At 60.0% G+C, this 26392-nt stretch carries 26 protein-coding genes and 1 pseudogene; 15 read left to right on the plus strand and 12 right to left on the minus strand.

The genetic code is table 11. From position 1 onward, the window contains the following. Window positions 1–144 precede the first annotated feature (144 nt). Complete coding sequence (locus AB1462_RS29320) at window positions 145–1740, plus strand: methyl-accepting chemotaxis protein (protein ID WP_090405436.1); 1596 nt, start codon at window positions 145–147, stop codon at window positions 1738–1740. Between the two features lie 109 nt (window positions 1741–1849). Here AB1462_RS29320 and AB1462_RS29325 read toward each other — a convergent pair whose 3' ends face one another. The 3 genes from AB1462_RS29325 to AB1462_RS29335 all read right to left on the minus strand — a co-directional run bounded on the left by AB1462_RS29325 (window position 1850) and on the right by AB1462_RS29335 (window position 2773). Beyond that, window positions 1850–2086, minus strand: coding sequence for a DUF2789 domain-containing protein (locus AB1462_RS29325; protein WP_027606523.1), 237 nt, complete (start codon window positions 2084–2086; stop codon window positions 1850–1852). Between the two features lie 72 nt (window positions 2087–2158). After that, the gene (locus AB1462_RS29330) at window positions 2159–2389 is read right to left on the minus strand and encodes a hypothetical protein (protein ID WP_090405432.1); all 231 of its coding nucleotides are present in this window, start codon (window positions 2387–2389) and stop codon (window positions 2159–2161) included. A 114-nt stretch (window positions 2390–2503) separates the two neighbouring features. Then, window positions 2504–2773, minus strand: coding sequence for a hypothetical protein (locus tag AB1462_RS29335; RefSeq protein WP_090405429.1), 270 nt, complete (start codon window positions 2771–2773; stop codon window positions 2504–2506). 416 nt (window positions 2774–3189) lie between these two features. Between AB1462_RS29335 and AB1462_RS29340 the strand changes: the two genes are divergently transcribed. Beyond that, window positions 3190–3639: a hypothetical protein gene (locus AB1462_RS29340; protein ID WP_367248725.1), complete on the plus strand. Its 450-nt coding sequence runs from the start codon at window positions 3190–3192 to the stop codon at window positions 3637–3639. A 132-nt stretch (window positions 3640–3771) separates the two neighbouring features. Next, window positions 3772–4788, plus strand: coding sequence for an ABC transporter substrate-binding protein (locus AB1462_RS29345; RefSeq protein WP_259193864.1), 1017 nt, complete (start codon window positions 3772–3774; stop codon window positions 4786–4788). 360 nt (window positions 4789–5148) lie between these two features. Here the strand turns inward: AB1462_RS29345 and AB1462_RS29350 are convergent, their stop codons facing one another. Both AB1462_RS29350 and AB1462_RS29355 read right to left on the minus strand, forming a co-directional pair. Beyond that, the gene (locus tag AB1462_RS29350; RefSeq protein ID WP_315339142.1) at window positions 5149–7275 is read right to left on the minus strand and encodes a TonB-dependent receptor; all 2127 of its coding nucleotides are present in this window, start codon (window positions 7273–7275) and stop codon (window positions 5149–5151) included. 95 nt (window positions 7276–7370) lie between these two features. After that, entirely contained in the window at window positions 7371–7760 is a 390-nt protein-coding gene (locus tag AB1462_RS29355) for a DUF2946 domain-containing protein (RefSeq protein ID WP_259193862.1), read from the minus strand. Window positions 7761–7852: 92 nt separating this feature from the next. Between AB1462_RS29355 and AB1462_RS29360 the strand changes: the two genes are divergently transcribed. Continuing rightward, complete coding sequence (locus AB1462_RS29360; RefSeq protein WP_259193861.1) at window positions 7853–8290, plus strand: DUF3995 domain-containing protein; 438 nt, start codon at window positions 7853–7855, stop codon at window positions 8288–8290. 163 nt (window positions 8291–8453) lie between these two features. Here the strand turns inward: AB1462_RS29360 and AB1462_RS29365 are convergent, their stop codons facing one another. Together AB1462_RS29365 and AB1462_RS29370 are read right to left on the minus strand one after the other, a co-directional pair. Continuing rightward, on the minus strand, window positions 8454–8753 hold the full coding sequence (locus AB1462_RS29365) for a hypothetical protein (RefSeq protein ID WP_259193860.1): 300 nt from the start codon (window positions 8751–8753) through the stop codon (window positions 8454–8456). After that, window positions 8750–13353, minus strand: a pseudogene (locus AB1462_RS29370) (RHS repeat-associated core domain-containing protein). The gene AB1462_RS29365 and the pseudogene AB1462_RS29370 overlap by 4 nt, the downstream one beginning before the upstream one ends. 252 nt (window positions 13354–13605) lie before the next feature. Between AB1462_RS29370 and AB1462_RS29375 the strand changes: the two are divergent. Both AB1462_RS29375 and AB1462_RS29380 read left to right on the plus strand, forming a co-directional pair. Continuing rightward, window positions 13606–16107, plus strand: a complete 2502-nt coding sequence (locus AB1462_RS29375; protein WP_367248710.1) for a TonB-dependent siderophore receptor — start codon at window positions 13606–13608, stop codon at window positions 16105–16107. A 91-nt stretch (window positions 16108–16198) separates the two neighbouring features. Then, window positions 16199–16528, plus strand: a complete 330-nt coding sequence (locus AB1462_RS29380) for a hypothetical protein (RefSeq protein WP_026136677.1) — start codon at window positions 16199–16201, stop codon at window positions 16526–16528. Window positions 16529–16541: 13 nt separating this feature from the next. Here AB1462_RS29380 and AB1462_RS29385 read toward each other — a convergent pair whose 3' ends face one another. Next, complete coding sequence (locus tag AB1462_RS29385; RefSeq protein ID WP_090405414.1) at window positions 16542–17441, minus strand: LysR family transcriptional regulator; 900 nt, start codon at window positions 17439–17441, stop codon at window positions 16542–16544. A gap of 109 nt (window positions 17442–17550) precedes the next feature. On the opposite strand from AB1462_RS29385, the gene AB1462_RS29390 reads away from it, so the two are divergent. Both AB1462_RS29390 and AB1462_RS29395 read left to right on the plus strand, forming a co-directional pair. Beyond that, window positions 17551–18609, plus strand: a complete 1059-nt coding sequence (locus tag AB1462_RS29390; protein ID WP_367248712.1) for an AbrB family transcriptional regulator — start codon at window positions 17551–17553, stop codon at window positions 18607–18609. 93 nt (window positions 18610–18702) lie between these two features. Then, window positions 18703–18963, plus strand: coding sequence for a hypothetical protein (locus AB1462_RS29395; RefSeq protein WP_259193855.1), 261 nt, complete (start codon window positions 18703–18705; stop codon window positions 18961–18963). Window positions 18964–19227: 264 nt separating this feature from the next. Here the strand turns inward: AB1462_RS29395 and AB1462_RS29400 are convergent, their stop codons facing one another. Both AB1462_RS29400 and AB1462_RS29405 read right to left on the minus strand, forming a co-directional pair. Continuing rightward, complete coding sequence (locus AB1462_RS29400; protein WP_367248713.1) at window positions 19228–20172, minus strand: GGDEF domain-containing protein; 945 nt, start codon at window positions 20170–20172, stop codon at window positions 19228–19230. 248 nt (window positions 20173–20420) lie between these two features. Beyond that, the gene (locus tag AB1462_RS29405) at window positions 20421–20561 is read right to left on the minus strand and encodes a hypothetical protein (protein WP_259193853.1); all 141 of its coding nucleotides are present in this window, start codon (window positions 20559–20561) and stop codon (window positions 20421–20423) included. 222 nt (window positions 20562–20783) lie between these two features. Here AB1462_RS29405 and AB1462_RS29410 point away from each other — a divergent pair, with 222 nt between their 5' ends. Genes AB1462_RS29410 through AB1462_RS29425 form a run of 4 tightly spaced genes read left to right on the plus strand, consistent with a single transcriptional unit; the run spans window position 20784 to window position 22602 of the window. Beyond that, the gene (locus AB1462_RS29410) at window positions 20784–21095 is read left to right on the plus strand and encodes a YXWGXW repeat-containing protein (protein ID WP_090405404.1); all 312 of its coding nucleotides are present in this window, start codon (window positions 20784–20786) and stop codon (window positions 21093–21095) included. Between the two features lie 30 nt (window positions 21096–21125). Beyond that, window positions 21126–21704, plus strand: a complete 579-nt coding sequence (locus AB1462_RS29415; RefSeq protein ID WP_367248716.1) for an RNA polymerase sigma factor — start codon at window positions 21126–21128, stop codon at window positions 21702–21704. Continuing rightward, on the plus strand, window positions 21701–22132 hold the full coding sequence (locus AB1462_RS29420) for a hypothetical protein (RefSeq protein WP_315338537.1): 432 nt from the start codon (window positions 21701–21703) through the stop codon (window positions 22130–22132). The genes AB1462_RS29415 and AB1462_RS29420 overlap by 4 nt, the downstream gene beginning before the upstream one ends. Then, a complete protein-coding gene (locus AB1462_RS29425; RefSeq protein ID WP_090405396.1) occupies window positions 22129–22602 on the plus strand; it encodes a periplasmic heavy metal sensor in 474 nt (157 codons plus the stop codon). Before AB1462_RS29420 ends, AB1462_RS29425 begins: the two co-directional genes overlap by 4 nt. A gap of 100 nt (window positions 22603–22702) precedes the next feature. On the opposite strand, the gene AB1462_RS29430 is transcribed toward AB1462_RS29425, so the two are convergent. Beyond that, window positions 22703–23065: an NUDIX domain-containing protein gene (locus AB1462_RS29430; protein ID WP_259193848.1), complete on the minus strand. Its 363-nt coding sequence runs from the start codon at window positions 23063–23065 to the stop codon at window positions 22703–22705. 127 nt (window positions 23066–23192) lie between these two features. Between AB1462_RS29430 and AB1462_RS29435 the strand changes: the two genes are divergently transcribed. Further along, window positions 23193–24173, plus strand: coding sequence for a Gfo/Idh/MocA family protein (locus AB1462_RS29435; protein WP_259193847.1), 981 nt, complete (start codon window positions 23193–23195; stop codon window positions 24171–24173). Window positions 24174–24209: 36 nt separating this feature from the next. Beyond that, complete coding sequence (locus AB1462_RS29440; protein ID WP_367248718.1) at window positions 24210–24839, plus strand: ribonuclease; 630 nt, start codon at window positions 24210–24212, stop codon at window positions 24837–24839. Here AB1462_RS29440 and AB1462_RS29445 read toward each other — a convergent pair. Further along, window positions 24836–25273 (minus strand): Rrf2 family transcriptional regulator, encoded by a 438-nt coding sequence (locus AB1462_RS29445; RefSeq protein WP_367248720.1) that lies wholly within the window; start codon window positions 25271–25273, stop codon window positions 24836–24838. The two genes, AB1462_RS29440 and AB1462_RS29445, sit on opposite strands and share 4 nt — an antisense overlap. A 144-nt stretch (window positions 25274–25417) precedes the next feature. On the opposite strand from AB1462_RS29445, the gene AB1462_RS29450 reads away from it, so the two are divergent. Next, the gene (locus AB1462_RS29450; protein WP_367248722.1) at window positions 25418–26302 is read left to right on the plus strand and encodes an NAD(P)/FAD-dependent oxidoreductase; all 885 of its coding nucleotides are present in this window, start codon (window positions 25418–25420) and stop codon (window positions 26300–26302) included. The last annotated feature ends 90 nt before the right edge of the window (window positions 26303–26392 follow it).

The following is a 26392-nucleotide window of genomic DNA, read 5'->3' on the forward strand; positions in this document are numbered from 1 at the left end:
GAAACACCCGTTACACCCCGTCTATTGATCTGCTGCAAGCTACCCCACTAAAGGCCCATGGATAATGGCTCGATAGTGGCGTTTAATGCAGGGACAATAATGACAAGCAGTGGGGTAACGAAGATGGCTGGAGACGGAGCTCTGATGGGCGCAGCAGTGCCACCGCAACCGGTGGTACGCGGGTTGCCCGGCTGGTTGATGCCGCTTCTGCAGAGCGCCGCACTGGTGTTGGTCCTGCTGGGCCTGGCGTTTGCCAGCTTGCCGCTATACCTCTGCCTGCCACTGGCCTTGCTGGTGATCTGGCTGCCCCGCCTGAAAAAAGCCACCGCCGGCACCGCGCCGTCCGAAGCCGTCGATGCGATTGGCGACCTGACCCGCGATCTTTCCTATACCACCAGCCATAACGCCCTTTCGGCGGCAGGCGTGGCCTATTCGGTCAAGCAACTGGCGGCACGTGTGCAGTCGCAGTTGAGTGCGGCCAAGCAGATTGTCAGCAGCGCCGAAGTGATGATCGACACTGAAAAAGTCACCTCCCAACTGAGCCGTCAAGCCCTGGGCGCGGCCAGCCAGGCGCACCAGCGCAGCACCGAGGGCCGCGAAGTGCTGGCCCTGTCGATCACCCGCATGCACCAGCTCAGCCAGCGCGCCAATGCCAGCCGCGAGCTGATCGAAGCCTTGAGCCAGCGCAGCGAAGAAATTCAGCGCGTGACCTTGGTGATCCAGTCCATCGCCAGCCAGACCAACTTGCTGGCGCTTAACGCCGCGATTGAAGCAGCGCGCGCTGGCGAGCACGGGCGCGGGTTTGCCGTGGTGGCCGATGAAGTGCGCGGGCTGGCCGGGCGTACGGCTACCGCCACCGAGGAAGTCGGGGTGATGGTTGCGGATATACAGCAACGCACGGCCCAGGTGGTGGAACAGATTCGCCAGCTATCGGCGGACCTGAACACCGGCGTCGAGCAGGTGGAAAACGCCGGCGAACACCTGCACAGCATCGCCAGCCTGGCAGCGGATGTGGAAGGGCAGGTCAATGAGATCGCCCAGGGCGCCGACACCAATCGCGCCCAGCTCGACAGCCTGTTCCATGCCGTGGAACAGATGCGCAGCGACCTGGACGTGAGCGACCGGCAAACGCGGCAATTGGCTGAGGCCGCCGTGCAAATGGAAGGGCAGGCCGAAACCATCAGCGAGCGCCTCGCCGAAGTGGGCCTGGATGACTATCACCAGCGTGTCTACGACCTGGCCCGCGAAGGCGCCAGCCGCATTGCCGCGCAGTTCGAGGCGGACGTGCAGCAAAACCGCATCAGCCTGGACGATTTGTTCGACCGCAGCTACACCCCGATCCCGAATACCAGCCCGAGCAAGTACCACACGCGATTTGACGGCTACACCGATCAGGTGTTGCCGGCGATTCAAGAAGCACTGCTGCCTCGGCATGAAGGCTTGGTGTTTGCCATTGCCTGCACGCCCCAGGGGTATGTGCCGACGCACAACAAGGCGTTTTCCCAGGCGCTGACCGGTGATCCCCAGGTCGACGCGGTGCAGAACCGCACCAAGCGCAAGTTCGATGACCGCACCGGGATCCGTTGCGGCAGCCACCAGCAAGCGGTGTTATTGCAGACCTACACCCGTGATACCGGCGAGTTGATGCACGACTTGTCGGTGCCGATCATGGTCCGGGGGCGACATTGGGGTGGCTTGCGCCTGGGGTACAAGCCGGAAGGCGCTAAGGCCGCGCGCTAGGGATTGTTGCTGCCTGTGCATTCACCAGCCGGGAAGCGGCTGGGAAATACCAGGCTGCCTGGCAAGCGCTATTGCGCCTGTTACGGTCAGACAGCCGGTATTGAGTGGATTACTGCGGTTGATGCAAACGCTGGTTCAGCTCATCCACCGCCATGGCCCAATCGGCGTCCTCACGCAGCTCTTCCTTGAGAAACTGAGCCTGTTGCGGCGTCCAGAACGGCGCGTCGATCAACTTCACATCGTCACTCAGCGGGTGCGCGACAATGAAGGCGTCGATAGCTTCGGGTGTTGAGTCCAGGCCCAGTTGTTCAAATAACGTTTCGAGTGTAGGTATTGGCGCATCCATGTCAGTCTCCGTGCGGGTTTCAGGATCGTTATGCATGGGAGGCTTGTGGCGCGGTAGAGTTCGATCGGATTGTCAGGAGGTCAGTGCCCCTGAATCCACTGCAGTCTTGAGGGCCTGGGCGGATTCTCTTCCAGCGCTGGCGGCGGTATCGAGCGTCTTGAACCAACGGTCTTTTTCCACCTGGTGCGTGGTGACGGTGGTCAACGGTGGCTTGGCGCGCATCACGATCACTGCTTGAAACTCACCGTCTACTTCCCTTGCGTCGCCATGGATGAAAAATTCGCCAATATCAAATTCCGTCACGTATAGCCTTCCCTTCGAGGTAACTAACTGCACTGATGAAACCTGGCCCCTGCGGGGCAAATTTCGATGGACGGGCCAGTATGGCAGTTGTTGAAGGACGGCGGCGCAGTAAAGTCATCCGGGTGACGAAACTATCCCGCGGTGCAGTGAGGCTTCCAGCCGCTTGGCCAGTTCGCAGGCCTCGATGTGGTCGCTGCGAAAGCCTTTGACCCTGCCACTGGTGACTTCGCGGATATGGAAGAAGTTTCTTCCGGCGGGCACAACTTGGTAAAGAACGGAATTGGGGTACCCGTTGGGACTGCTCAAGCAGTAGTATTGGCGTTCGTCCTGACGTGATGAGCGAGTGCGGGAAGACGTGGTAGCGTCGTATTGGCGTCGTTGCATGGTCGGCTCCTGTCGATCGATCTTGTTGACCCACCAGCAGCGTTACAGGTGGTTTTGACCCGTGTTGCTGTTTTAGTATTGTCGTCGGCAATCGGCGTCTGGTTCCACGCCGAGGTGTTTTTGTTTGTATGAGTTGTCGGAAACTGCGTTTTTAATAGTGTTATTCTCTGAAGCGGGTCGACCGGTATTCTCTGGTTATTAAACCTGTGATCTCCTGCGATACCTGATGTCCCTGCGCAAGGCCCATCGTGCATGCCTGTCCGGGGCTTTTGGGTGCAGCAACGGGGTCTTCTTCAGTTTTTCTATGAATGTGTTGTGTGATCGTGCCGATATGGCCGTTTCTTTGTGCTGCCCGCTCTGGCGGACAGTGCTCTTTTCGATGTGGGGGCGTTTCCTTGGCAGTCAGTAATCTGGATATGCACGCGTTGTTCGTGCTGGGTGATTTGCGCGCAAAGTTGGTCAAGCAGTTTCAATCCCGTTTTGTTTACATCACTGAGCAGACGCCGGAAGGCATCTACATCGCCGAAATCGATACCGAGGCGGCAATGGTTGTGGATGACAAGCCCCGTTTGGAGCTCAAGGTGGGCGACCATTTCCGTGCTGCGGTATTGCCCAGCCGCGAAGGTGGCAAGTTCGAACTCAAGTTCCGCGACATCAAGTTGACCGTGTATGGCTTGGGCGACTACGCCTTTGTGTCTTCGACCGAGGGCCAGGGCATCGTGTTCAAGGAAGGCCACAGCGTGATGCTGGTGTTTGCCGCCAATGAACAACTGCAGGAAGGCCTGACCAAGATCCTCAAGGCCGTGACCGGCAAGGCCGCCAAATGGCGCAAGGGTGAGCTGGTGACGTTCAAGGCCAGTGAGTAATCGGTACATACTGCGAACATCTCCTATCTCCCGGAACCTCTACTACAGTTGAGTTGACTTAACTATTCAGAGGCTTCGCGCATAGACAGCAAAGCCGTTCGTTGTTGCTGCGACATCGCGAGGTGCAAGGGCATGAAAGGATTGAGATCGCTGTTGGCTGCATCGCTGACGACCCTGACGTTGTCAGTGGCTTCGCTGCCAGTTTCAGCCGCGCAAGCGCCGGTGCACTTTGCCGATCTGAACTGGGAAAGCGGCAGCCTGATCACCGAAATACTGCGGGTCATCGTCGAGAAGGGCTACGACTTGCCCACCGACACCTTGCCCGGTACCACCATCACCCTGGAAACCGCCCTGGCCAAGAACGACATCCAGGTTATCGGTGAAGAGTGGGCCGGCCGCAGCCCGGTGTGGGTCAAGGCCGAGGCCGAAGGCAAGGTGGTGGGCCTGGGCGATACGGTCAAAGGCGCCACCGAAGGTTGGTGGGTGCCGGAATATGTGGTCAAGGGCGATCCCGCCAAAGGCATCAAGCCCCTGGCGCCGGACCTCAAGAGCGTGAAGGACCTGGCGCGCTACAAGGACGTGTTCAAAGACCCGGAATCCCCAGGCAAGGGGCGTTTCCTCAACAGCCCCATCGGCTGGACCTCGGAAGTGGTCAACAAGCAGAAGCTCAAGGCCTACGGCCTGGACGACAGCTACGTGAATTTCCGCAGTGGTTCGGGGGCTGCACTGGATGCCGAAATTGCCTCGTCCATCCGTCGCGGCAAACCGGTGTTGTTCTACTACTGGTCGCCCACGCCATTGATGGGGCGCTACAAGTTGATCCAGCTGGAAGAGCCACCGTTTGATGCCGAGGCCTGGAAGACCCTGACGGATGCGGATAACCCCGATCCGAAGCCCACACGCTCGCTGGCATCCAAGCTGAGTATTGGCGTGTCCACGCCTTTCCAGAAGGAACATCCGCGGATTGCCGAGTTTTTCGAGAAGGTTGAGTTGCCGATTGAGCCACTGAATAAAGCCTTGGCGACCATGAGCGAGAATCACACGGCGCCCCGGGATGTGGCCCAGGCGTTCCTCAAGGAACATCCTGAAGTGTGGAAGGCGTGGTTGACCGAGGATGTGGCGCAGAAGGTCGAAGCCAGCTTGAAGTAAGCACGGCGCTTATTGCCGAGTGGAGATCAAAAATAATGTGGGCGGGGGCTTAAAATAACTGACTGATTTTAAAGGGTTAAAATTTAACCCTGAAGTCTTGAGTCATGCATAGACAATTTCACGCCACCGCATTCTTGTGGCGAGCGGGCTTGTCGAATCGTCGCACCGCGCGTTGGGCTGCGCAGCAGCCCCAAAACCAGGCGCAGAGAAGTCCCTGATACACCGCATTCGTCCTCATCAGGGGCGCTTCGCACCCCAACGCGGGACAAGCCCGCTCGCCACAGAGGTCCCAGTTTGCTGCGCGACAGTGCTACGCCGAAGAGGTAGTGGGACCTCCCACATTTTGATTGCATTGCCGCTTTAGAATTTGGTTTGCACCGCCAGCTCAAACGTCCGTGGCGATCCCAGGTAATACGCCGGCGACACATGGGCAAACTCGGCATACACCTCATTCGTCAGGTTGCGCACGCGGCCGGTGACCGAGGTATGCGCGTCCACCTTGTAGCGCAGGAACGCCCCGAACAGCGTGTAGGCCGGCACCGTCTGGGTGTTGGCATTGTCCGCATAGACCTCGGCGACGTAGCGTGCATCCACGCCGCCTTGCCAATCCTCGGCAAAGTCATAGGTCAGCCACAGGTTGCCGACGCGCTTGGGCACGTTGGTCGGCGTGTTGCCCTTGCGCGAGACCACCGCGTCACTGGCGATCTTCTCGTTGAACTCATCGTATTCGGCATCCACCCAGGCAACGTTGCCTTCCGCCAGCAGCCTGGGCGTGATGCGCAATGAACTGGCCAATTCGATGCCCTTCGATGACTGCGCGCCGACCGGGATGCTCGTGGTCGGGTCCTGCGGGTCGGTCACGGCAAAGTCCTTGCGTTCGATTGTGTAGGCCGCAACGGTGGCCGAGCCACGGCCGTCGAGGTAGTCGAACTTGCTGCCCACTTCCCACTGCTTGCCGGTCGAGACATCGAAGACCTGGGTGGTCGTGCTGGGTTGTTCGGCAGCGGTGCTGTATTGCACGTAGACATTGGCCGAGGGGATGAACTGGTAAGTCAGGCCGACGCGACCGGTCACCGGCTCCCAACTGCGCTTGAAGTGCCGTGGGTTAGTGGCCGTGATCGCACGGTGGTTGGTGACATCCAGGTCGATGGCGTCGTAACGCAGGCCGGTCAGCAGCGAGAGTTTATCGGTGAGGCCCAGGCGGTTCTCCACGAACAACGCCTTGGTGGTGACCTCATTGGTCTTGTCCTTGCCGAAGCGCTCCCGGGTACGCGGGATGTCGTAGAAATGCCCGGGGTTGAAGCCGTTCGGATCCACCGTGCTGTTACCCGGCACATTCAGCGGTGTGTTGGTGCTGCTGGTGACCTTGTACTCAAAGCCACCGGACCAGGTGGTCGATAGGCCGAAGAGGCTGTCGTCATGGCGCAGCTCGAACTGGTTGCCGTTCTGTTCGCCCTGATGGCGTACCTGGTACGCGGTCGAGCGGTTTACCGCGCTGTTGTCAGCGTTGTATTGGTAGGTTTCGAGGTTGCGGTAATCACGCTGGCTATCGAGGTGGTAGAGCGTATTTTTCAGCGTTGTGCTGTCGTTGATCCGGTAGTCGATGATCGAGCGCGCCCAGATCGTGCGCTGCTCGTAACGGCCGTCGGCGACGTTGTAGTTATTGAAACGGTTGTGTTTGTCGATCTTCAGCTCGCCGGCCTTGGGATTGAGCACCGGCGTGCCCCAGTAAGGGCTGTCTTCCTGTTCATCCTGGTATTCCAGGGCCAGGGTATGGGACAGGTCGGGAGTGAGGTCGCTGAGCAGGGAAAACGCCAGGCTCCAGGCCTCGCGCTGGTCGCGGTCGATGTAGCTGTGGTTGGAGTTGCGGCTCACATCCAGGCGCGCGTAATGCTGCACCACGGCACCGGGCTCGGTCAGCGCGTGATTGACGCCGAACGCCATGCCGGCGGTGTCGTAGCTGCCATAGGTGAGCTGGCCTTCGGCGGCCTGCTCCTCACGGGTGGCCAGCTTGGTCACATAGTTGAGCGAGCCGCCGACGGAGCCGGCGCCGTTGATCAGCGAGGAGGGGCCGCCCACCAGTTCCACGCGGTCATAGATCCAGGCATCCACGGGGCGGGCCAGGCCGGTGGCGACATTGATACCGTTGAACATCTGGGTGATCTGGCTGCTGGTAAAGCCGCGGTAAGAGACAAACCCGCCAAAACCCGGCGGCGCGCTGGCGTTGACGCCGGGCAGGGTATTGGCGGCATCGCGGAACGTCTTGGCGCCATGGCGCTCGATGTCATTGCGGTTGGCAATGGCAACCGATGCTGGTGTCTCCCGCACGCTCAATCCCAGCCGCGAAGCGACGCCGCTGGATTGATCCAGGGTGAGGCCGGGTTCGGCAGTTGATTCGCCATCAATGGTGGTCGGAGCCAGTTCGATGGCCCAGGTGCAGACAGGCAGGCAGCCGAACAGGCCCGCCAACAGGGGTAGATGTTTCATGGTTGAATCCTGAAAAACTTGGCTTGAAAACAACGCACGGCCGTCCGTAATTCCGTATGGAGCCGGTGGTCAGTGCAGATTGGAAAGCAAAGGGATCAGGCGAAGGCGGGTGGCGCGCGGGGGTTAGCCGTGGGCCAGGTGAAGCGGGCAGGGATATCAGCGGCCAGCACGACGGCCGGCGGTGGTGCATGGGGTTGTGGCAACACCGCCACATTCAGGCTGGAACTGAGCGCCGGGCCCATGCCGCCGGTGGAGCACAGCGGGCAACCAAATGCCTTGGACAGCGTCGGCAGGCTCTCATCGGTGGAGTTGGTTGGCTGGGGCGCCTGGGTACGCGGGTCGACGGTACAGAACTGCCCGCCGATGCCATTGAGCTGCATCCCCACCATCTGCCCATGACCGATACTGCAGGCGAACACATTGAACAGGACGCAGCAATAGAGCATCCAGGCAATGAGCGAGCGGTCGGCACGGGCGATTTTCATGGGGCGGCACTTTACCATCAGCCGCCGACGAAATGCCTGCAAAAAATCTCAGGGCGACTATCCTGTTTCGCACCTTTCAGGGAGAACCCGCCATGAGCTTTGTCATCGCACGATGGATCGTCGGCGTTTTTGCTTGCATCAGCATGGTGCACCTGTACTGGGCTGCGGGCGGCAAACTCGGCAGCCTCGCCGCCATCCCCCAACTGCCCGGCGAATTCGCCCGCGGGCCGCGCCCTGCGTTCAAACCTTCCGCGCTGGGTACCTTTTTGGTGGCGATGGGGTTGGTGGCGATTGCACTGCTGGTGTGCCTGCGCGCGGGGCTGTACTTTTCGGCGGTGTCCCATGCGGCGTTGCAATGGGGGATCAGCGCGATTGCCGTGCTGATGTTTGCCAGGGCGATTGGGGATTCGGAGTTGGTGGGGTTTTTCAAGAAGATCGGCGGGTCACGGTTTGCGCGGTTGGATACGTGGTTTTATTCGCCGTTGTGTTTGGTGTTGGGGGTGGGGTTGTTGGTGGTGGCGTGGGGTTAATGAGGGGAAGGCCTGATCACTTTGTCTCAGGCCTGATAATCAAGGGTGCTTGAAGTAAAAGATACTCGTTGAAGTCATACTCCAGAGACTTTTTGTTGGTGTGTTTTTTGTATCTGCGCGGCAGCTCACATGCGTAAATATACAGCCACCAAGGATCAAAATTTCAGCGCAGTATTAATTGAGATTGTGCATGGAGAAGTAACTTGCCTAGCGTATCAATTGATTGCGTGGTAAGAGTTAGAGTCGGTGAGTCCCAGTCATAGTCTTTGACGACCTTTATTTGGAAGTGGCCTTTTGCATCGAACGAGGGAAACCAACCTACGTCAAGTAAGAAACCGTCCGGATACTCCACCTGAAACATATCCTCCTTCAAGTTGTGTACTTGATCTTCAATCGCAGAATCCTCCAGCAAAGAAAGCTCATCATAGGTGATATTACCTTGTATGAAGTCTAACGAGATCATTTGGTTAATCTCCTGAATTCTTGCTCTGAAATAGGGTGGCCGTGAATTGTTTTTGCGCTTAATTCTATGCGTATCCAGCGGCTCGGAGCCCCCTCGCTTGCGCCGATGCTTTCAGCGTACTCCATCACCTTCCAAGGTTTTCCATTCGTAGTCATCCTGCCGTTTTTATAGGCTTCTCTCTCCAGGTTTTCAATATCTATCCCTGGCCTGTACTTGGCGGGACCAGATTTTGTCGTTGTCAAAATATCTTTCCAAGACATTTTCTTTGAGGGGCTGTGCTTATAGCCATGAGCCGTCCATTCAATATCTTCAGGGGAAGGAAGCGGTGGTTGACCTTCATTGACGTTCGCGTTGCTCGAAGAGCTTTCAGGACTTTTAGCTGGATCACAGTTGCCAGGGCATTTGCTCAATCCCAAAGGATCCACCCAACCCGTAGGATTAGGCACGTACTGGTAGACGTTGATCCCACCCGCCAGCTTCACCGGATCTGGCGTCAGGTAACACCCAATATCCGGATTGTAGTAGCGATGGCGGTTGTAGTGCAGTCCGCTTTCCTGATCAAAGTACTGACCCTGGAAACGCAGCGGGTTGTCGATTGTGCCTTTGTCGAGTCGGCTGATCTGGCCGTAGGCGCGGTAGTGCGCGGACCAGACGATTTCGCCGTCGGGGGCGGTCAGCTCCTGGGGCGTGCCGAGGTGGTCGAGTTGGTAGTGGTAGGGCTTGGTATCTTTTGGACCGAAGCCTTCCAATAAGGCTAACGGACGAAAGCTATCCGGTTCGTAGAGATAGCTGCGATGGCGGTCCGCATGGTGTTCGGCAATCAGCTTGTCGCCTTGCCAGAAAAACTCCGTCGTGATGCCGTCGACGGCTTTGCTGATTCGTCGGCCAAACGGGTCGTAGCGATAGCTCGCGGTTTGCCCGTTGGGTTGGGTAATGTCGATCAGCCGGTGCTGACAGTCATAGCGATATTCGGTGACGAGTTGATGGCCTTTGCCACGGCGTTCACGGATCAGGTTGCCGAAGGCGTCATAGTCGTAGTGACGGTCGCCCTGGATCATCAGGCGGTTGCCGGCGACGATGTCGGGGCCGGGGCGGTCTTGCATCAGCAGGGTGCCGGCAGGGGTGTGGCCGAAGCGTTCCTGCAGGTCTTGGGAGTGGTCGGCGCGGGTGAGACGACCTAACGGGTCGTAGTGGTAGTGGTGTTCGCCTTTGCGGGTGTCGAGCAGGCGGGTGAGGTTGCCGGTTTTGTCGTAGTTGTATTGACGTTGGTAGAGATGGTCTTGTTGCTGGGTGATCGCGTGGGCATGCAGGCGGTGCTGGTCGTCGTAGTGGTAGTGGCTGAGGAGGTGGCCTTGTTGGCGTTGGTGTTCTTGACCGGCTTTGAACAGATGGGAGGTCAGTGGTGCGCCGTTTAACTCGACGCTGGCGAGGTGGCCGCCTTTGGCGTGGTTGAAGATGACGCGGTTGTTGTCGGGTAGGCGCAGGGTTTGAAGCTGGCCGCAGGCGTCGTAGCCGTAGCGCAAGCTGCCCCAGCCCTGGTGCTCGGCGGTGAGGCGGTTTTGTGGGTCGTATTCGTAGGCCAGCGCCCAGTGGCCGTTGTCGACGCTGAGGAGGTTGCCCTGACGGTCGTAGGCATATTCAACAACGCTGGCGTCGGGCAGCGTTTTTCGTACGAGGCGGCCGGCGTGGTCTCGCTCATAACGAGTAACGAGCTGACTGCCATCGTCGCCGTATTCGGTCTTTTCCAGCAGATTGCCGTTGAGGTCGTAGGCATAAGCCGTACGCTGCCCGTCAAACCCAACCTCCTGCTGTATCAGGCCGTTGGTGTGGTAATCAAGTCGGTAGGACTCGCCGACCTCGTTTTCGATCTCGGTCAGCAATAACCGAACGTTGTCGTAGCGGTAGTTGACCTGAGTGCCATCTGCATTAATGCGCCGGCTGATCAGGTGCAAACCGTCGGCATATTCGTAACGGGTGACATGCCCCAGTTCGTCGCGTTCGGCGGTGATTTTTCCGTAGGGGTTGTAGCTGTATTCCCGACACGCCCCACCGGGCAGCACCACGCGAACCAACCGACCCACGCTGTCCCACTGATACTGGGTCAGCGCCCCATGTTCATCCTCACGGGCAATCTGCCGGCCAAGATCGTCATAGCGGTAACGCTTGATCCCGCCATTGGGTAGTTGTTCCTCTATGAGCTGCCCACGATCATTCCACACCAGCCGCTGACAACTGTGATCGGGGTACCAAACCCCAACCAGTTGCCCGTATTTGTTGTAGCTGTAGTCCGTGACATGGCCGTCGGGATCGATCTTACGAATGACATCGCCCTGGTCATTGCGCTCATATTTCCAGACCGCCAGACCCCGCCTTACAACCCGTACGAAGCCATTGTCATGCTCGTAGGTTGTTGGCTCATCATCCCCGGGAAACAACGCCACCAACCGTCCGGCTTCGTCGTACTGATACGCCGTCACAGCACCCAGAGGATCCTGCTCGACCGTCAGCCGACCCTTGTCGTCATAGGATTTGAAATGCGGAGCACCGTCCGGATCAATCCGCTGTACCAGCCGCGCCCGGTCGTCATGGACATACACTTCCTGGCTGCCATCGGCGTTATGCACCGTGACACGGCCGTCGTCCCCCCAGGCATACCGCGTATCCATCTGCGAAAAACTGGCCCAATGCCGCACACACCGCGCGGCCTTGCCAGCCCGTTCCCATTCCCAAAAGAAACTCGCCCCACCGGCCAGCCCACGTTCAAGAATCACGTGCTGCTCGTCGTAGCGATAAACCTCGCTTTCACCTACCGTATTGGTCGCCGAGACCAGTCGGCCAGCGTCGTCGTAGGCGTAGGAAGCGACGTTCTGCTCAGTAATCCAGGCATACGGACCACGGCCTTCGGCCCGCTGCACCTGGTAGTCCACCGCCACGATGCGGCCCGACGCATAGCGCAAGAGCAGCGCACAACCCGAACCGTTATCCAGCCGCTCAATGCGCCCCAGAAAATCCCGAGAAATCCGCAACCGGTTGTCGTACGCATCGCTGATCGAGACCAGCACACCGTCGCGAAAGTGATAAAACCGCGACGCCTGGGCCAGCACTAATTCATCCGGCGACGCGCCCAAATAGATCGCCGCTTCGGCCGAACTATTGGTGATGGCTGGTCGAGCAACAGTCGGCAGTGGAAACCCAATCGAGCGGTTCTCATGGTCCGTCCACACGACGGAATCGCCCGAAACAGAAAGCCGATGCGCCAGCGAGTGACTCCAGCCAAACCCCAACCCGCAATCCAGTTCCACCGCACTGGTGCGATATAGCCGCGTCCACTCAAACGGCAAAATCCCGTCCAACGTGCCATCGGTCAGGTCAGCAGTTCCTCCCCGGTAACCATCGACACGGGGCAGCCGTTGGTGACCGTCTTATCCGAAGAGGCCGCCGCATCGCCCTTCGGATTCGTCGATACAGCAGGCACATCATCCACAGGCTCTTTTTGCTTCAGCACCGCGTTCTGCCGCGCCCGCCAGCGCATCTGCAGCGTGCCTTGCTTCACCCCACCGACCACGCCGCGAACCGCCACCGCCTTGTAGCGATCCACCGCCTGCATGAACTTCGTCAGAATCGCCAGCACGCTCTGAGCAAAACCAACAGCGGCCTTAACAATCCGAGCGCCATACCTGGCCAGGCGCAGGCTCAAATACGCCACAGCCGCCGCCGGCAATGCGATGGTCAGCACCGCGCCAATCACCAGGTCAATCAGCAACGACACCACAAGCCCAGCAGCCACCTGCGCAATCTCACTGGGCGGCAATGCGTCCAACCAGATCATCGCCGTGCGCACCAGCAGGAACAGCGCCGCTTCATCACTGGCGAGCAACATCGCCTGTTCCATGACCTTGGGCGCATCGGTGGCGATTTGTGCCAGCTTGGCCGCTTCAGCCCCCAGCTGTTCGATGTACTTCAACGGGTCTTCAAGAATCGCCTGCACCAGCTTGATGCTGTCCCACACGTCCCGGATCGCCGCCCAACTGCCCGCCAGCACGCCGCTGCCAATTGCACTGGCCGTGGATTGCTGCCAATGCGGCTTGAAGCCTTGCCACTGTTCGCGAAGCCACCGCTCCAGATCCGCCATCAGCCCGTCGTAGGAGGCGAAGAGCGCATCCACCTGCTCCTCGGAAACACCGCCCTGTACCCGCACCTGATAGCGCCCGCCCGCGGCGCAGTGGTGTGAGCCCTTGCCATGCTCATCCAGCATGACCCGCGCGGAACTGCCGTCATCCAGCCCGATCACCTCGACCGCAATATCACCAAGCGGCACGTCATACACCGACTCGAATTGACTCTCGATCTTCAGTTCGCCGCCCGAGGGGCACTGGGCGACGGTCGAAAAATCCGCATCGGAAAGGCTCACCGAACGCTGCGAATCCCCCACGCGCAACACCCGATCCATCCCCAGCAACGACGGCATATCCGCCGCATGGCTCACCGAATCCAGCGCCCGCGAATACCAGGCGCCCATCTGCTGGCGATAGGTCACCAGGCTCTGATGAAAGCCATCCAGCTCATGTTCGATAGAGGCAATGTGGGAAGCGTGGGTCATCCGTGACGTCTCGGCAGAGGGCAAGGCGTCGGAGTCTGCCGCAGTAAAAAGCGGCTGGATGAACGGCGGGGAAAATCAGAAAGGGCTGACCACCGTCAGGAAAAAACCGCGAAAAACCAACCTGAAGGGCTACATAAAAAAGCGCTCCAACCGATTGCAGTACACCGCTCAAATAAAAACTGCTCTCATTCTTGCCCGATTTCCCGACCTGGCCGTCATGGTTAATAGAACCTTTATTACGCAGGATTTCCCATGTCGCGCCTTGCTCGTCCCTTGCACCCACTGGCCTTGTCAGTGGCGCTGGCTTTTGCCGCCGTGCCGTTGCTGAACGTCCAATCCGCCTTTGCCGAAGAAAGCAGCAGCGCTGTACGGCGCTTTCAGATTCCGGCCGGTGACTTGAGCCAGGCGCTCAATAGCCTGGCCGAGCAGGCGGGCCTGGTATTGGCGTTTGATGCGAGCCTGACACGCGGCAAACGCAGCAACGGCTTGAGCGGGCAATACGCCACCGATGTGGCGCTGACCCAGTTGCTCGCCGGCAGCGGCCTGCAGGCGCTGAAGATCTCTGCCGACCGCTACCGTCTGGAAGCCCTCCCGGATAACGGCGGCGCGATGGAGCTGCAGGCCACCACCATCAGCGGTGCCTACCAGGCCGAAAGCCCCACCGGGCCGGTCGCCGGTTATGTGGCTACCCGCAGTTTGTCGGGCACCAAGACCGATACCGCGCTGATCGAAACCCCGCAGTCGATTTCCATCGTCACCAAAGACCAGATGCGCGCGCAGAACGCCGAGAGCCTCAACCAGATCCTGCGCTACAGCGCTGCGGTCATCCCGGAAACCCGTGGCGCCACCGCTTCGCGCCTCGACCAACTGACCATTCGTGGTTTTGCCCCGGCCACTTACCTGGACGGCCTGCGCATGCCGTCGAGCCGTGACGCGTTGCCGCAAAAGGATGCCTTCGACCTGGAGCGCGTCGAAGTGCTGCGCGGCCCGGCTTCGGTGCTGTACGGGCAGGGCACGCCGAGCGGGGTGATCAATATGGTCAGCAAGCGGCCGATGGATACGCCGTTCCATGAAGTGGGCGTCGAATACGGCACCTTCAACAAGAAACGCACCACCTTCGACCTTAGCGGGCCGATTGACGATCAGGGCGTTTATTCCTACCGGGTCGCGGGGCTTTTCGACGATGCCAATGGCCAGGTCGAACACACCGAAACCCGTCGCCAGTCGCTGTCCACGGCCTTCACCTGGCGGCCGGATGACGCTACCTCGCTGACCTTGCTCGGGCATTTTCAGAAGGATCCGAAGGGCGCGTCCTATGGTTCGATGCCGGCCTGGGGCTCGGTATTGCACAGCCCGACCGGGCGCAGCATCGATGTGGACTTTTATGATGGCGAAAAGAACTTCGAGAAAAGCGATCGCGAGTACTACTCCATCGGCTGGGCTTTCGAGCATCACTTCAACGATGTGTGGACCGTGCGCCAGAACGCGCGTTACCTGCGCAGCGAAGGGCGCTATCGCAGCCTCTACAGCAACTACCTGATGACGGACTATCGCACCATTCGCCGCTCCACCATCGCCAGTGACGTCGACATGAATGCCTATACCCTCGACAACCAGGTGCAGGCCAAATTCGACACTGGCCCACTGCAACACACCTTGCTGATGGGGCTCGACTACCAGAACACCAGCACCGAGACCCTGTTGGGCTCAGGGACGTATACCGCCGGGCCGACCCTGGATATTTTCAACCCGGTCTATGGCGCGGCCGTGCCGGTACCGGCGTACACCACCGACGGTACGTCGCGCAGCGAACAAACCGGCGTGTACCTGCAAGAGCAGATGAAGTGGGACAAATGGGTGCTGTTGCTGGGCGGTCGTTATGACTGGGCCAGCACCGACAGCACCACCAAGACCCTGCGCACCGGGGCCAAGAGCCAATCCTCCCTGGACAGCAAGGCCTTTACCGGGCGTATTGGCCTGGTCTATCTCTTCGATAATGGCCTGGCGCCGTATGCCAGCTATGCGGAGTCGTTCAACCCGCAGTCGGGCACCGGTTACGGCGGTTCGGTATTCAAGCCGACCGAAGGCAAGCAGTATGAAATCGGCATCAAGTACCAGCCGCCGGGCAGTAACAGCTTTATCACGGCGGCGATCTTCGACCTGCGCCAGACCAACGTCCTCACCACCGACCCGGACCCCACCCACCTGTGCGGCAGCGGTCGCTGCCAGAGCCAGGACGGCGAAGTGCAATCCCGTGGTTTTGAGCTGGAAGGCAAGGCCAGCCTCAACGACAACCTGGACATCACGGCGGCCTATGCCTACCTGGATAACCGCATCAGCAAGTCGAATAACACCGTGCGTTATGCGCCCATCAGCGATATCGGCGTAGGCCCGGCCATCAACGCCGAGGGCACCACCAACTACGCGGTACCGCGCCACACAGCTTCGGCGTGGGCTGACTACACCTTCCATGATGGTAACCTCAAGGGCTTCGGTGCCGGCGCCGGTGCGCGTTATGTCGGCTCGTCCTGGGGCGATACCGCCAACACCCTGAAGGTGCCGGGCTACACCTTGTTCGATGCGGCGGTGCACTACGACATCCCGAACATCGCCAACCTCAAGGACAACCTGCGCCTGGCCCTGAACGCCACCAACCTGGCGAATAAAGAGTACGTCGCGTCGTGCTATTCCTACTCGTGGTGCTGGTATGGCTCGCAGCGCACGGTGCAGGCGAGTGCGACCTATCAGTGGTGATGGCACGCCGATAAGGCAATTTAATGGCCCCTTTGTAACAAAATCCTCGCCAGAATCGCTTTTATTTTCAGGTGGTTAGGTGAGGAAGCAAATGCGCACTGTTGGAATCATGCTGATTGCCTGCTCCCTGGCTGGCGGCGCGGCTGCCGTGCAGGCACGAGAGCTGCGCGAGGGTGACAAGTACATGTGCAGCTGGGGCGCCGGCACGGCCGCCAGGGCCCAGGAGCTCAAGCTGTCGGGGGTGTCGCTGTACGCCGCGCGGCAGAAGATCCAGACCATCAAGTTCAATAAATCCTGGATGCGCATGATGGCCATGGGCATCACCGAGCAGACGTATGACAGTCGTTCACGGCTCAAGCCCGAAGCGATTCGCCAGAGTTTCTATCAGGATTGCGTGCGCTACAAAGTGGCACGCAAATGATCGACCCGCCTGCTTAGCGCGTCAGCGGCGAGCTGGCATCTTCCTGGAAATACGCCTTTGCCGTTTCAATGAACCGCCGATTGGCCTGGGACAAGTATTCACTGGCTCGCCAGCACAGGTTGAAGTGCATGAATTGCGCGGGTTCGAAGGACACACCGACGAGCCCGGATTCCTGCTCCTGCACCGAACGCAGCAGGGTGGAAAGCCCCATTGCGTTGCGGGTGGCGGCAATCACCAGCGGGACGAAATTGCTTTCCAGGGCGATGTTGAAACGCACGCGGGCCTGGCTGCAAAAGGCATCCAGCAGGTGGCGTTGCAGGAAGGTGTTATCGAAGACCAGCATGGGCTCATGCTGCAAGCGCTCAGCCGGGATCGAGGAGGCCCCGGCCAGCGGATGCTGTTCGTGCATGCACAACACCATCTCATCGCTGCCGAGCAGCACCGACTCCCAGTCCGGGTCAACCCGTCGCGACTCCAGCAATGCCACATCAATCTGCCGTGTGGCCAGGCGTTCGCTGATGTCATCGGCACTGCCTTCCACCACATGCATGGCAATGCCGGGATAGCGCGCGCGAAATTGCATCAGCAGTTCGGGAATATGGCGGATGCCGTACATGGGCGGCACGCCGACGCGGATCTCGCCGCTGTGCAGTTGAGTCAGGTCCTGCAGTTCACGACGGGCACCGGCCAAACCTTCCAGGCAGGCCTCGGCGCGCGTCAGGAACAATTGGCCTTCGGCCGTCACGCTGATTTGCCGCGTAGCGCGGTTGAACAGGGCGACCCCCAGTTCCTCTTCCAGCCGGCCGACCGCCATGCTCAGTGCCGGTTGCGCCACATGCAGCGCCTGCGCGGCCTTGGTGAAGCTGCCTTGGCGGGCGATCTCGACGCAGTATGCCAGCGCTTTTAGATTCATACGGTCTCGCATAACAAAGAGTGATGATTTTATTCACAAATGGATATTTTCTGTGATGATGGCAAGTCTATAACCTGTCGGCATTCTTCTCCATGCCGGGTTCACCACCATGCTCAACCTTCGCCAGTATTGGCTCCTGACCCTCATCATCGGCGCCTTGGGCGGCGGCATTGCCAGTTGGGCGGGGTGGCCGTTGCCCTGGGTGATTGGCTCGCTGGTCGCCGTGATGCTGAGCCGATGCGCCGGCGCGCGGGTGCCGGAAGTGCCGTATGGGCGCAAGATCGGACAACTGATCGTGGCAGTGGCCATCGGCTGTCATTTCACCCTGCCGGTGATGCAGCAAGTGGCGACCCATCTTGGCCTGATCGTATCGGCAGTGATGCTGACGCTGGTGCTGGCCTTGGGTTCGATACTGATCCTGCATCGCTGGGGCGTTTCGTTCGGCACGGCGTTCTTCGCCTTGATGCCGGCCAATTCCACCGAGATGGTGCACCTGGGGCGTCAGCGTCAGGCGGACACGTCGTTTATCGCGGCGGCCCATAGCATTCGGTTGCTGCTGATCCTGCTGGCGGTGCCGGCTGTCGCCACCTTTGGGATGCCGCAGGTGGCTGTTCATGCGCCGTTGCCGGTGATCTGGCCCTGGCTGGTGTTCATCCTGGCGATGAGCTGTTTGGCAGCCCTGGGGTTCCAGCGCTGCAAACTGCCCAACCCGTGGACGTTCGGACCGTTCCTGATCTGCGCGGTGGGGGTAGGCTGCAATAACTTGTCGATGAGCATGCCGGGCTGGCTCAGTGGCAGTGGCCAGTTGTTGATCGGCTGTGCGCTGGGTGTCGCGTTCGACCGCAGTTTTTTCCTGCGGGCGCCGGGGTTTCTGTTGAAGGTGTTGCTGTTGTTGGCGGGTTCGGTAATTGCCACGGCCCTCGCCGCGTGGGGCCTCGGCACCTGGCTGGGCACGCCGTGGCTGTCGCTGGCCCTGGGCATGATGCCCGGCAGCGCGCCGGAGATGAGCCTGACCGCCGAGGCCCTGGGCCTGGCAGTGACGCTGGTGACTGCGATGCAGGTGATCCGCATGCTGTTGATCCAGGCGGCGTGCCTGCCTTTGTATCGCTTGCTGGGGCGGACACCGTCGCAGAAGGAGTTACCAGGGATGAAACCGGCGTCGTTGTAGTTCCTGCCATTTTACAAATCCATGACAAACCCTATGTTTCTATTTGCATACAATCGCGGACTTCGACGCAAATAGAGCAGGGCGCGCAGGATCATGCACCAGCCAGAACACTCATCGCCCACCAGCTTGCGTTTCCTCGCGGTCGGCGTGCTGTGCGTCGCGGTGGTGCTGGGGGGATATTTCGTGCAACTCAACGCCAAGGCGGATCGCCAGCGCGAAGAAGCGGCCGAGCGTTTGGCACTTTGCCGGCAGGTTGAGCGGGTCGCCAGTGTGGCCACATCCGGTGGCCTCGAACTTCGCGATACCTGCAAGCAATTGAGGGCGAACGGGTCGAAAAGTGTTATGCCGCCTTAACTAATAACCCTTTTTTATAAGTGGAAATATCGACGGTAGTTGCACCAAAAAGTGGCACTTATATCCGTCACCACCTTAAAAAACATGTGGTTATTGAAGGACTTACACCGCTTTTAATCCGACGAAAGGATATAAAATTTTCTTGTTACAGCTTTTTACACTCGTTACTATAGCCGGGCGTTCACCTCCCACGGTTTATGCATTTTTAAATCCCAAGTTTCCATCAGCTACTTGGGATTTTTTTTGCCTGCGATTTGACCCGCGTCAAACTTCCCCGTCTGCAAACTCTGCGCGCATTCGCCCGTTGCGTTTGGCCTGGTAGAGCAACTTGTCGACATCTTCGACAAAATCCAGCATCGGGCTGTCAGGTTTGACGATGCGCGTACCCACGCCCAGGCTCAGGGTCAACAGGTTGGATACCGCTGAAAAGCCATGTTCGATCTGTTGCTGGCAGATCAGGTGCAGGCAGCGCTGTGCCACCTGTTGGGCCGACGCCGCGTCGGTTTCCGGCAGCAACCACACAAACTCCTCACCGCCGATCCGTGCGATGAAATCCCGGGGCCGGTTGGCGGCCTGGGACAGGGTGCGCGCGACCTGGCGCAGGCATTCGTCGCCCTTGATATGGCCGTAGTGGTCGTTGTACTGCTTGAAGAAATCTATATCCAGGATGATCAACGACAGGGGTAACTGGCTGCGCAGAGCGCTGGCCCATTCGCGCTCGAGCACGGTGTCGAACATGCGCCGGTTGGCGATGCCGGTGAGGCCGTCTTGATAGGAATATTCCTCGAGCTGTTTTTGCAGGCGCACCAGATGTTCTTCGGTCTTCTTGCGTTCACTGATGTCGAACATAAAGCCAATCAGCGCCTCGACTTCGCCGTCCTTGCGCACCACATGCACCACGTCGCGAATCCACACGTAGTCGCCGTTCACCGTCAGTGCCCGATAATCCGCCTCATGGTCCATCCCGGCACGGGATTGCGACACGCAGAAATTCACTACGTATTCGCGGTCATCCGGGTGCATGCGCGAGACCCAGTCGTCGACGCTGACCCAGCTTTGCGGGGTCCAGCCCAGCAGCGCTTCGATCTGCGGGCCGATATAGCTGAAGGTCATGCTCTGCCAGTCGATACGCCAGGGGATGGCTTTGGTCGACTCCAGCAGTGTCCGGTATACATCGCTGTCGGGCTGGCTCGGAGGGTCGATACTCATGACGGGTGACTCGAATGATGGCTAATTGCCTGAGAGCCTCTTGTGATCGACGGTTGGAGTCAAGCGCTTGCCGATGCAGCAGACGAGAGGTCGTGTGGCGCGACTTGTGGCGTCAACGCCTCGACGTTTTTGCACTGAATTGCGGTCGGGCTACCCGAGGGTTTGGACAGCCTCCGTTCCATCTCAAACCTCATCGGCGAGCTGCGCACCGAGATCAAGTCCGGGCGCCATGGTGTTGCGGCGGTCAGCTAGCCGTTGACAGCATGGCTTGGCGCATCCAGCGCGCCGTAGTAACGCCAGCAGCAATGACGGTGCTCCGGCACGATTACGCAGCCGCTGAGGCTGACGATCAGCAAAGCCGCAACCAGCAGGGTAAGTCGACGGTACATGGTGTTTCCTCTTGGGTTGACCTGGGTTAATCCTTCAACGTGGCCAGCCGCGAAAATCCGTCGCGATCCTTTCAAACATTTCATCAAGCCCCGCCAGCCCTTGAGCAATACTGGTCTCGACCCCCTGCTGAAAAATCTGCGCAGCCTGCGACGGATTTTTGCGCACGCGCCGTTCAACCCATCAGCAACCTGCACTTTCGCGTGTTGCATGAAGGAGTTGCCATGAGACCCCTGGCCAAATTGCGTTTTGTCTTGCTTGCTCCGCTGGCTCTCGCCGCGCTTGTCAGCACCCCGACTTTTGCCCAGACCGAAATCATCATCCAGCAGGCGCCGCCGCCGCAGCGTGTGGAAATGATCCCGGCCGAGCGCCCCGGGTATGCCTGGGACCGGGGCCACTGGCGTTGGGAGGGGCGCGGTTATGGCTGGGTACCGGGCCACTGGCAGCCAGTCATGCGTCATGCGCGCTGGGAGCCTGGCCATTGGGAAGCCCATGGCCCGAACTGGTACTGGCGCGAAGGGCATTGGATCCGCTGAACCCTGACCCTTGGCCCTGAGAACTCCCGATTGAAAGACACTGATCCGGACGTTGAGCTGCTGGCGCGTATCGGCAATAACGAACCTGCCGCCGTCAACGAAATGGTGACGCGTAAACTCCCGCGTTTGCTGGCGTTCGCCAGTCGGATCCTGGGGGACGCCGATGAGGCCAAGGACGTGGCTCAGGAAAGCTTCCTGCGTATCTGGCGCCAGGCCGCCAACTGGCGCAGTGGCGAGGCGCGTTTCGACACCTGGTTGCACCGGGTTGCGCTGAACCTGTGCCACGACCGCCTGCGCCGACGCAAGGAACGTCCGTTGAGCGACGAAGAGGCGGTGGAGGTGGCAGACAGCTCGCCATCGCCTGAGGAGCAACTGGAAACCCAGGACCGCAGTGTACGCATGGCCGCCGCGTTGGCGGCCTTGCCCGAACGCCAGCGCGAAGCCATCGTGTTGCAGTACTACCAGGAGCTGTCGAACATCGACGCCGCAGCCCTGATGAATATCAGCGTCGAGGCACTGGAGAGCCTGCTGTCGCGGGCCCGACGCCAGTTGCGCAGCCAACTTGCCGACACACCCGGGCTCGCCCGCCCAGGAAGGGGAAAACCATGACACCCGAACGTTTTGCTTACCTGGCCGACGCCTATGGGGCGGACCTGCGTCGCTGGCCGGATGCTGAACAGGCCACCGCTCAGGCCTTGCTGCGCAGCGGCAATGTGCATGCGCGCGAAGCCTTGCAGCAGGCACGTTGGCTTGACGGCCAGTTGGACAGCCATCAACTGGCATTCATCGACCCGGTATTGGCCCGGCAGATCCGCCAGTCGGCCGCGCTGCCTGGATCGTTCTGGTCGCGTTACGGCCGCTGGCTGTCGCCCGCAGGCCTGGTAAGCGTGGGCATTGCCGGCATCGTCACCGGGATGCTGGTGGCGTCCATGAGCGTGCCGCTGCCGATGTTGTCGTCCGAAGTGCTGCCCAGCGTCTTCGATCAAGGTGACGCGGAAGTCGTTTTCACCGTCAACGCCGAGGAAACCGAGCAATGACAGCCAGATCCCTCAAGCCGTGGTTGCTCGTGTCGGTGTTGCTCAACGTGTTTTTGATCGGAGGCGTAGGCGGTGGCCTTTATCACTGGATGGTCAGCGCCAGACCGGCCGAAGCGGTCGTCAACCAGCACGGTCTGCGTCAAGCCATGTTCAAACTGCCACCCGAACGGCGCAGGGAGCTGCGCCAACTGTTGCGCCACAATCGTGACGACAGCCAGCCGCTGATCATGGCCGGGCGTGAAGCGCGGTTGGGTGTGATCAAGCAATTGGAAGCGCCGAGCCTGGACCGTGAGGCATTGGTGGCAGAGCTGGCCAAGGCACGGGAGGCCGATATGGCCCTTCGGGCGCTGGTCGACAGCACCCTGGCGCAGTTCGCCGGCAATTTGCCCCAGGATGAGCGGCAGAAGCTGGTGGAGGCCTTGTACATGCGCGGGCAGGCAAAGTCGGCAGGCAACAAACCTCGGTCTTGAGCTGCGAGCCGCCAACTCTTAGTTTGAAAAGACTGCACCGCTACGCAGTCCAAAGGCGCTTGGTAAACCAGGATTAATCGACAGCAGGCCGAGCGCGGATTTACAGGCGACGTAGAAAGGATTTGACGATATGGCGGGTCGCGTCGGTAGTGTCCATATCGTCCAAGGAGCCATAGGCGTGCCACTGACAGTCGACGATCTCGTTCAGTGGCCGTGCATCCGCGATATTCACCACCGAGGCTTCAAACACATGGTGGACGGTGTCGCGGGCCTTCAGCTCCTGCAAGTACAGCAGGCCATCCACGTTCAACCCGGTTTCCTCTTCCAGCTCCCGTTCGGCGGCGCCGACCGGGCGTTCGCCCTGTTCAACCTTGCCGCCCGGCAGCGCCCATTTTGATCTGGCCTTGCGCACGAAGAGGATATGCCCCTCGTGTTCGCAAATGACCGTTGCGCGTATTTTCATCGTCTGTGCCCCCGCAGTGGGATGAATGTCATAAAAGTGTAATGCAATTGTCATGCTAGGTGGTTATGGCACAACGGCGTGGGGATGTGGATACTGCCTGATTGATGAAAACGGACGAGGAAAACAGATGAGCACCGTACGTTGGGGCATGATCGGTTGTGGCAGTGTCACTGAGTTAAAGAGTGGACCCGCTTTTTACAAAGCGCCAGGTTCGGCGCTGGTGGCCGTGATGGGGCGTCGCGAGGACGCCGTGCGCGATTATGCATCACGTCACGGGATTGCCCGTTACTACACCGACGCCCAGGCACTGATCAACGACCCTGAAGTGGACGCCGTGTACATCGCCACGCCGCCCGACAGTCACCTGGAGTACAGCCTGATGGTGGCGGCGGCCGGCAAGCATTGCTGCGTCGAGAAACCGATGTCGCTGAACGCCGAACAGAGCGCGTTGATGCAGCGCACCTTCGAACGTGCCGGGCTGCACCTGTTTGTCTCCTACTACCGGCGCTCGCTGCCGCGCTTCCAGCAAGTGCGCGCGTGGCTGCAGGACGGGCGCATCGGCACGTTACGCCACCTGACCTGGACCCTCTGCAAGCCACCGGCTGCCGAGGATACCAGCGCCGCCAACTGGCGCACCAACCCGACCATCGCCGGTGGCGGCTACTTTGCCGACCTGGCCAGCCACGGATTTGACCTGTTCCAATACCTGGCCGGGGACATCGTCGAGGTCTCGGGCTTTACTGCACGACAGGCCGCAAGCTATGCGGCCGAGGACGCCGTGACGGCCTGCTGGACGTTCAGTTCTGGCGCGCTGGGCATGGGCTGTTGGAACTTTGTAGCCGACCGTCGTGAGGATCTGGTCGAGTTGATCGGCAGCCGTGGGCGCATCCAGTTCTCGGTGTTCGAGGATCAGCCGCTGCGCCTCGACGGTGAGTTCAACGAGGTGCTGGAGGTGCCGTGCCACGCGCATATCCAGTGGCACCACGTATTGGCCATGAACGCGCATATTCGCGGCGAAGCCGAGCATCCTTCGCTGGCGATCGAGGCGTTGAAGACCGATCGGGTCCTGGACAAGGTGTTGCAACGTAACCCCAACCATCCTGAGTAGTTGCGGTATACCTGGTTTTTTTCAAGGAATACACGCATGAAGTACTGGATGATGGTGTGGCTGGTGCTGGCCACCAGCGCAGTGGCGGCCCCGCGTAACCAAGGGACGCCTGGGGAATTTGATTTTTATGTGCTGTCGTTGTCATGGTCGCCGACCTTTTGCCTGACGCACCCAAACAACGAACAATGTTCGGGCAAGGGTTACGGCTTCGTGCTGCACGGCTTGTGGCCGCAATACGCGCGGGGAGGGTGGCCGGCGACCTGCGCGCCGCAATCTACGTTGAGCCGTGAAGAGATGGACAAGGGCGCGGCGCTGTTCCCGACGCGCTCGCTGCTCAAGCACGAATGGGCCAAGCACGGCACCTGCAGCGGGCTGGAACCCTTGGCGTACCTGGAGAAAACCGATACGGCGCTGGGCGTAGTCACCATCCCGGCGCAACTGCAACCGTTCAACACGCCGTCGTCGTTGCAGGCCCGCGAGATCGAGGCGCTGTTTCGCGAAAGCAACCCGCGCATGGGCAGCCATGGCCTGGCGGTGATCTGCAAAGGCAAGGTGCTGTCGGAAGTGCGCGTGTGCCTGACCAAGGACCTGGCGTTTGCCGGCTGCCCGCGCAGTGTCAAAACCCAGTGCCGTGTGGGCGATATTCGTATTCCCACGCAGCGCTAAGGCAGCATTGCCACGCGGTAGCGTTCGTCAAAGTCCTCGGCCAACTGCGCCAGGCTGATCTTGCCCAGGCGTTTCAGCAGCAATGCCTGGGCTTGTTCGAAGGCATCCGTGAGTGCGGCATTCACCGCCTGTTCCACCAGGCACTCGGGGTGATCGGTGGACAGGCCGATGGCGAATATCGAAGGCGTGCCCAGGGCATTGTGAATGTCCAGCAGAGTGATTTCGCTCAAGGGTTTGCCCAGGCTCCAGCCGCCCTGGTGGCCCTTTTCCGAACGCACATAGCCTTTCTCCTTGAGCAACCCCAGGGTGCGTCGCACCACCACTGGGTTGGTGCCGAGCATCTGCGCGATGGTCTCCGATGTGGCGCGTTCTTCATGACGGCCCATATGGATCAGTACGTGGAGCATGCGCGACAGGCGCGTGTCGTTTCTCATCAATCAGCCTCAGGTTGGGTCAGTCGAAAGTATCGTTCGTAACTCGAAAAGTTGCGAGACTCTTGACGGGCTATTTTTATGTAACTTATGGTGTGTCGTGAAAGCCCGCGGATAACCGCGAGCACACAACATGGAGTTACTTTCATGATGTACGACGTGATTATCGTGGGCGGCAGCTATGCCGGCCTGTCTGCGGGCCTGCAATTGGCAAGGGCGCGGCGCCAGGTGTTGGTGATCGATGCGGGGCAGCGACGCAACCGGTTTGCCGCCACGTCCCACGGGTTTCTCGGGCAGGACGGCCAGGCGCCGGAGGTCATTGCGGCCGAAGGGCGCAGCCAGTTGATGGAGTATCCGACGGTCACGTGGGTGCAGGGCAGTGCGGTGCAGGTCAACCAGCCGGTTGAGGGGTTCAGTGTACGCACCGAACATAGCGGTACGTTTCACGCCAGACGCTTGATCCTCGCCACCGGAGTGGTGGATGAACTGCCGGCGGTCGAAGGCTTGAAAGAGCGCTGGGGTACGCGAGTGTTCCATTGTCCCTACTGCCATGGCTATGAACTGGACCAAGGCCGTATTGGCGTCCTGGCCACCTCACCCCTGGCGATGCACCACGCGCTGATGCTGCCGGACTGGGGGCCCACCACCTTGTTCACCAATGGTGTGTTTACCCCGGATGCCGAGCAACAGGCGCAGTTGGACCGACGTGGGGTCATCGTGGAAAGCGCTGGCGTGCGACGTATCAGCGGGGAGCGCGCCGACCTGGAATTGGATGATGGCAGGGTGTTCAAGCTCGACGGGATCTTCACCCTGTCCCGCACGCGCATCAGTCCGTTGGCCGAACAACTGGGCTGTGAATGGGTCGACGGCCCCACCGGGCCTTACCTGCACACCAACGACACTCGCCAGACCTCGGTGCCTGGCGTGTTTGCCTGTGGTGATGCATCCCTCGCCGCCGGGTCCGTTGCGCTGGCCGTGGGCGAGGGCGTGCGCGCCGGGGTAGGCGCACATTTCTCGTTGATCAACGCGTGAGGCCATTGCCGCCGCAGGGGCATTTTGTTCAATACCGCTGCGCGTGGGCCTTATACCGTGGAACCCTGTTTACGCCTCATCATAAAAAGG

The organism is Pseudomonas sp. SB113 (assembly GCF_040754745.1).
GTDB lineage: Bacteria > Pseudomonadota > Gammaproteobacteria > Pseudomonadales > Pseudomonadaceae > Aquipseudomonas > Aquipseudomonas grimontii.

Coding starts and splice junctions, on each gene's coding strand:
- AB1462_RS29420 (WP_315338537.1), top strand. CDS start 21,701: ATGACACCCGAACGTTTTGCTTACCTGGCCGACGCCTATGGGGCGGAC.
- AB1462_RS29380 (WP_026136677.1), top strand. CDS start 16,199: ATGCGCACTGTTGGAATCATGCTGATTGCCTGCTCCCTGGCTGGCGGC.
- AB1462_RS29450 (WP_367248722.1), top strand. CDS start 25,418: ATGATGTACGACGTGATTATCGTGGGCGGCAGCTATGCCGGCCTGTCT.
- AB1462_RS29365 (WP_259193860.1), bottom strand. CDS start 8,753: ATGATCTCGTTAGACTTCATACAAGGTAATATCACCTATGATGAGCTT.
- AB1462_RS29335 (WP_090405429.1), bottom strand. CDS start 2,773: ATGCAACGACGCCAATACGACGCTACCACGTCTTCCCGCACTCGCTCA.
- AB1462_RS29425 (WP_090405396.1), top strand. CDS start 22,129: ATGACAGCCAGATCCCTCAAGCCGTGGTTGCTCGTGTCGGTGTTGCTC.
- AB1462_RS29345 (WP_259193864.1), top strand. CDS start 3,772: ATGAAAGGATTGAGATCGCTGTTGGCTGCATCGCTGACGACCCTGACG.
- AB1462_RS29435 (WP_259193847.1), top strand. CDS start 23,193: ATGAGCACCGTACGTTGGGGCATGATCGGTTGTGGCAGTGTCACTGAG.
- AB1462_RS29400 (WP_367248713.1), bottom strand. CDS start 20,172: ATGAGTATCGACCCTCCGAGCCAGCCCGACAGCGATGTATACCGGACA.
- AB1462_RS29360 (WP_259193861.1), top strand. CDS start 7,853: ATGAGCTTTGTCATCGCACGATGGATCGTCGGCGTTTTTGCTTGCATC.
- AB1462_RS29410 (WP_090405404.1), top strand. CDS start 20,784: ATGAGACCCCTGGCCAAATTGCGTTTTGTCTTGCTTGCTCCGCTGGCT.
- AB1462_RS29445 (WP_367248720.1), bottom strand. CDS start 25,273: ATGAGAAACGACACGCGCCTGTCGCGCATGCTCCACGTACTGATCCAT.
- AB1462_RS29395 (WP_259193855.1), top strand. CDS start 18,703: ATGCACCAGCCAGAACACTCATCGCCCACCAGCTTGCGTTTCCTCGCG.
- AB1462_RS29440 (WP_367248718.1), top strand. CDS start 24,210: ATGAAGTACTGGATGATGGTGTGGCTGGTGCTGGCCACCAGCGCAGTG.
- AB1462_RS29405 (WP_259193853.1), bottom strand. CDS start 20,561: ATGTACCGTCGACTTACCCTGCTGGTTGCGGCTTTGCTGATCGTCAGC.
- AB1462_RS29340 (WP_367248725.1), top strand. CDS start 3,190: ATGCACGCGTTGTTCGTGCTGGGTGATTTGCGCGCAAAGTTGGTCAAG.
- AB1462_RS29375 (WP_367248710.1), top strand. CDS start 13,606: ATGTCGCGCCTTGCTCGTCCCTTGCACCCACTGGCCTTGTCAGTGGCG.
- AB1462_RS29430 (WP_259193848.1), bottom strand. CDS start 23,065: ATGAAAATACGCGCAACGGTCATTTGCGAACACGAGGGGCATATCCTC.
- AB1462_RS29390 (WP_367248712.1), top strand. CDS start 17,551: ATGCTCAACCTTCGCCAGTATTGGCTCCTGACCCTCATCATCGGCGCC.
- AB1462_RS29320 (WP_090405436.1), top strand. CDS start 145: ATGGGCGCAGCAGTGCCACCGCAACCGGTGGTACGCGGGTTGCCCGGC.
- AB1462_RS29355 (WP_259193862.1), bottom strand. CDS start 7,760: ATGAAAATCGCCCGTGCCGACCGCTCGCTCATTGCCTGGATGCTCTAT.
- AB1462_RS29385 (WP_090405414.1), bottom strand. CDS start 17,441: ATGAATCTAAAAGCGCTGGCATACTGCGTCGAGATCGCCCGCCAAGGC.
- AB1462_RS29350 (WP_315339142.1), bottom strand. CDS start 7,275: ATGAAACATCTACCCCTGTTGGCGGGCCTGTTCGGCTGCCTGCCTGTC.
- AB1462_RS29325 (WP_027606523.1), bottom strand. CDS start 2,086: ATGGATGCGCCAATACCTACACTCGAAACGTTATTTGAACAACTGGGC.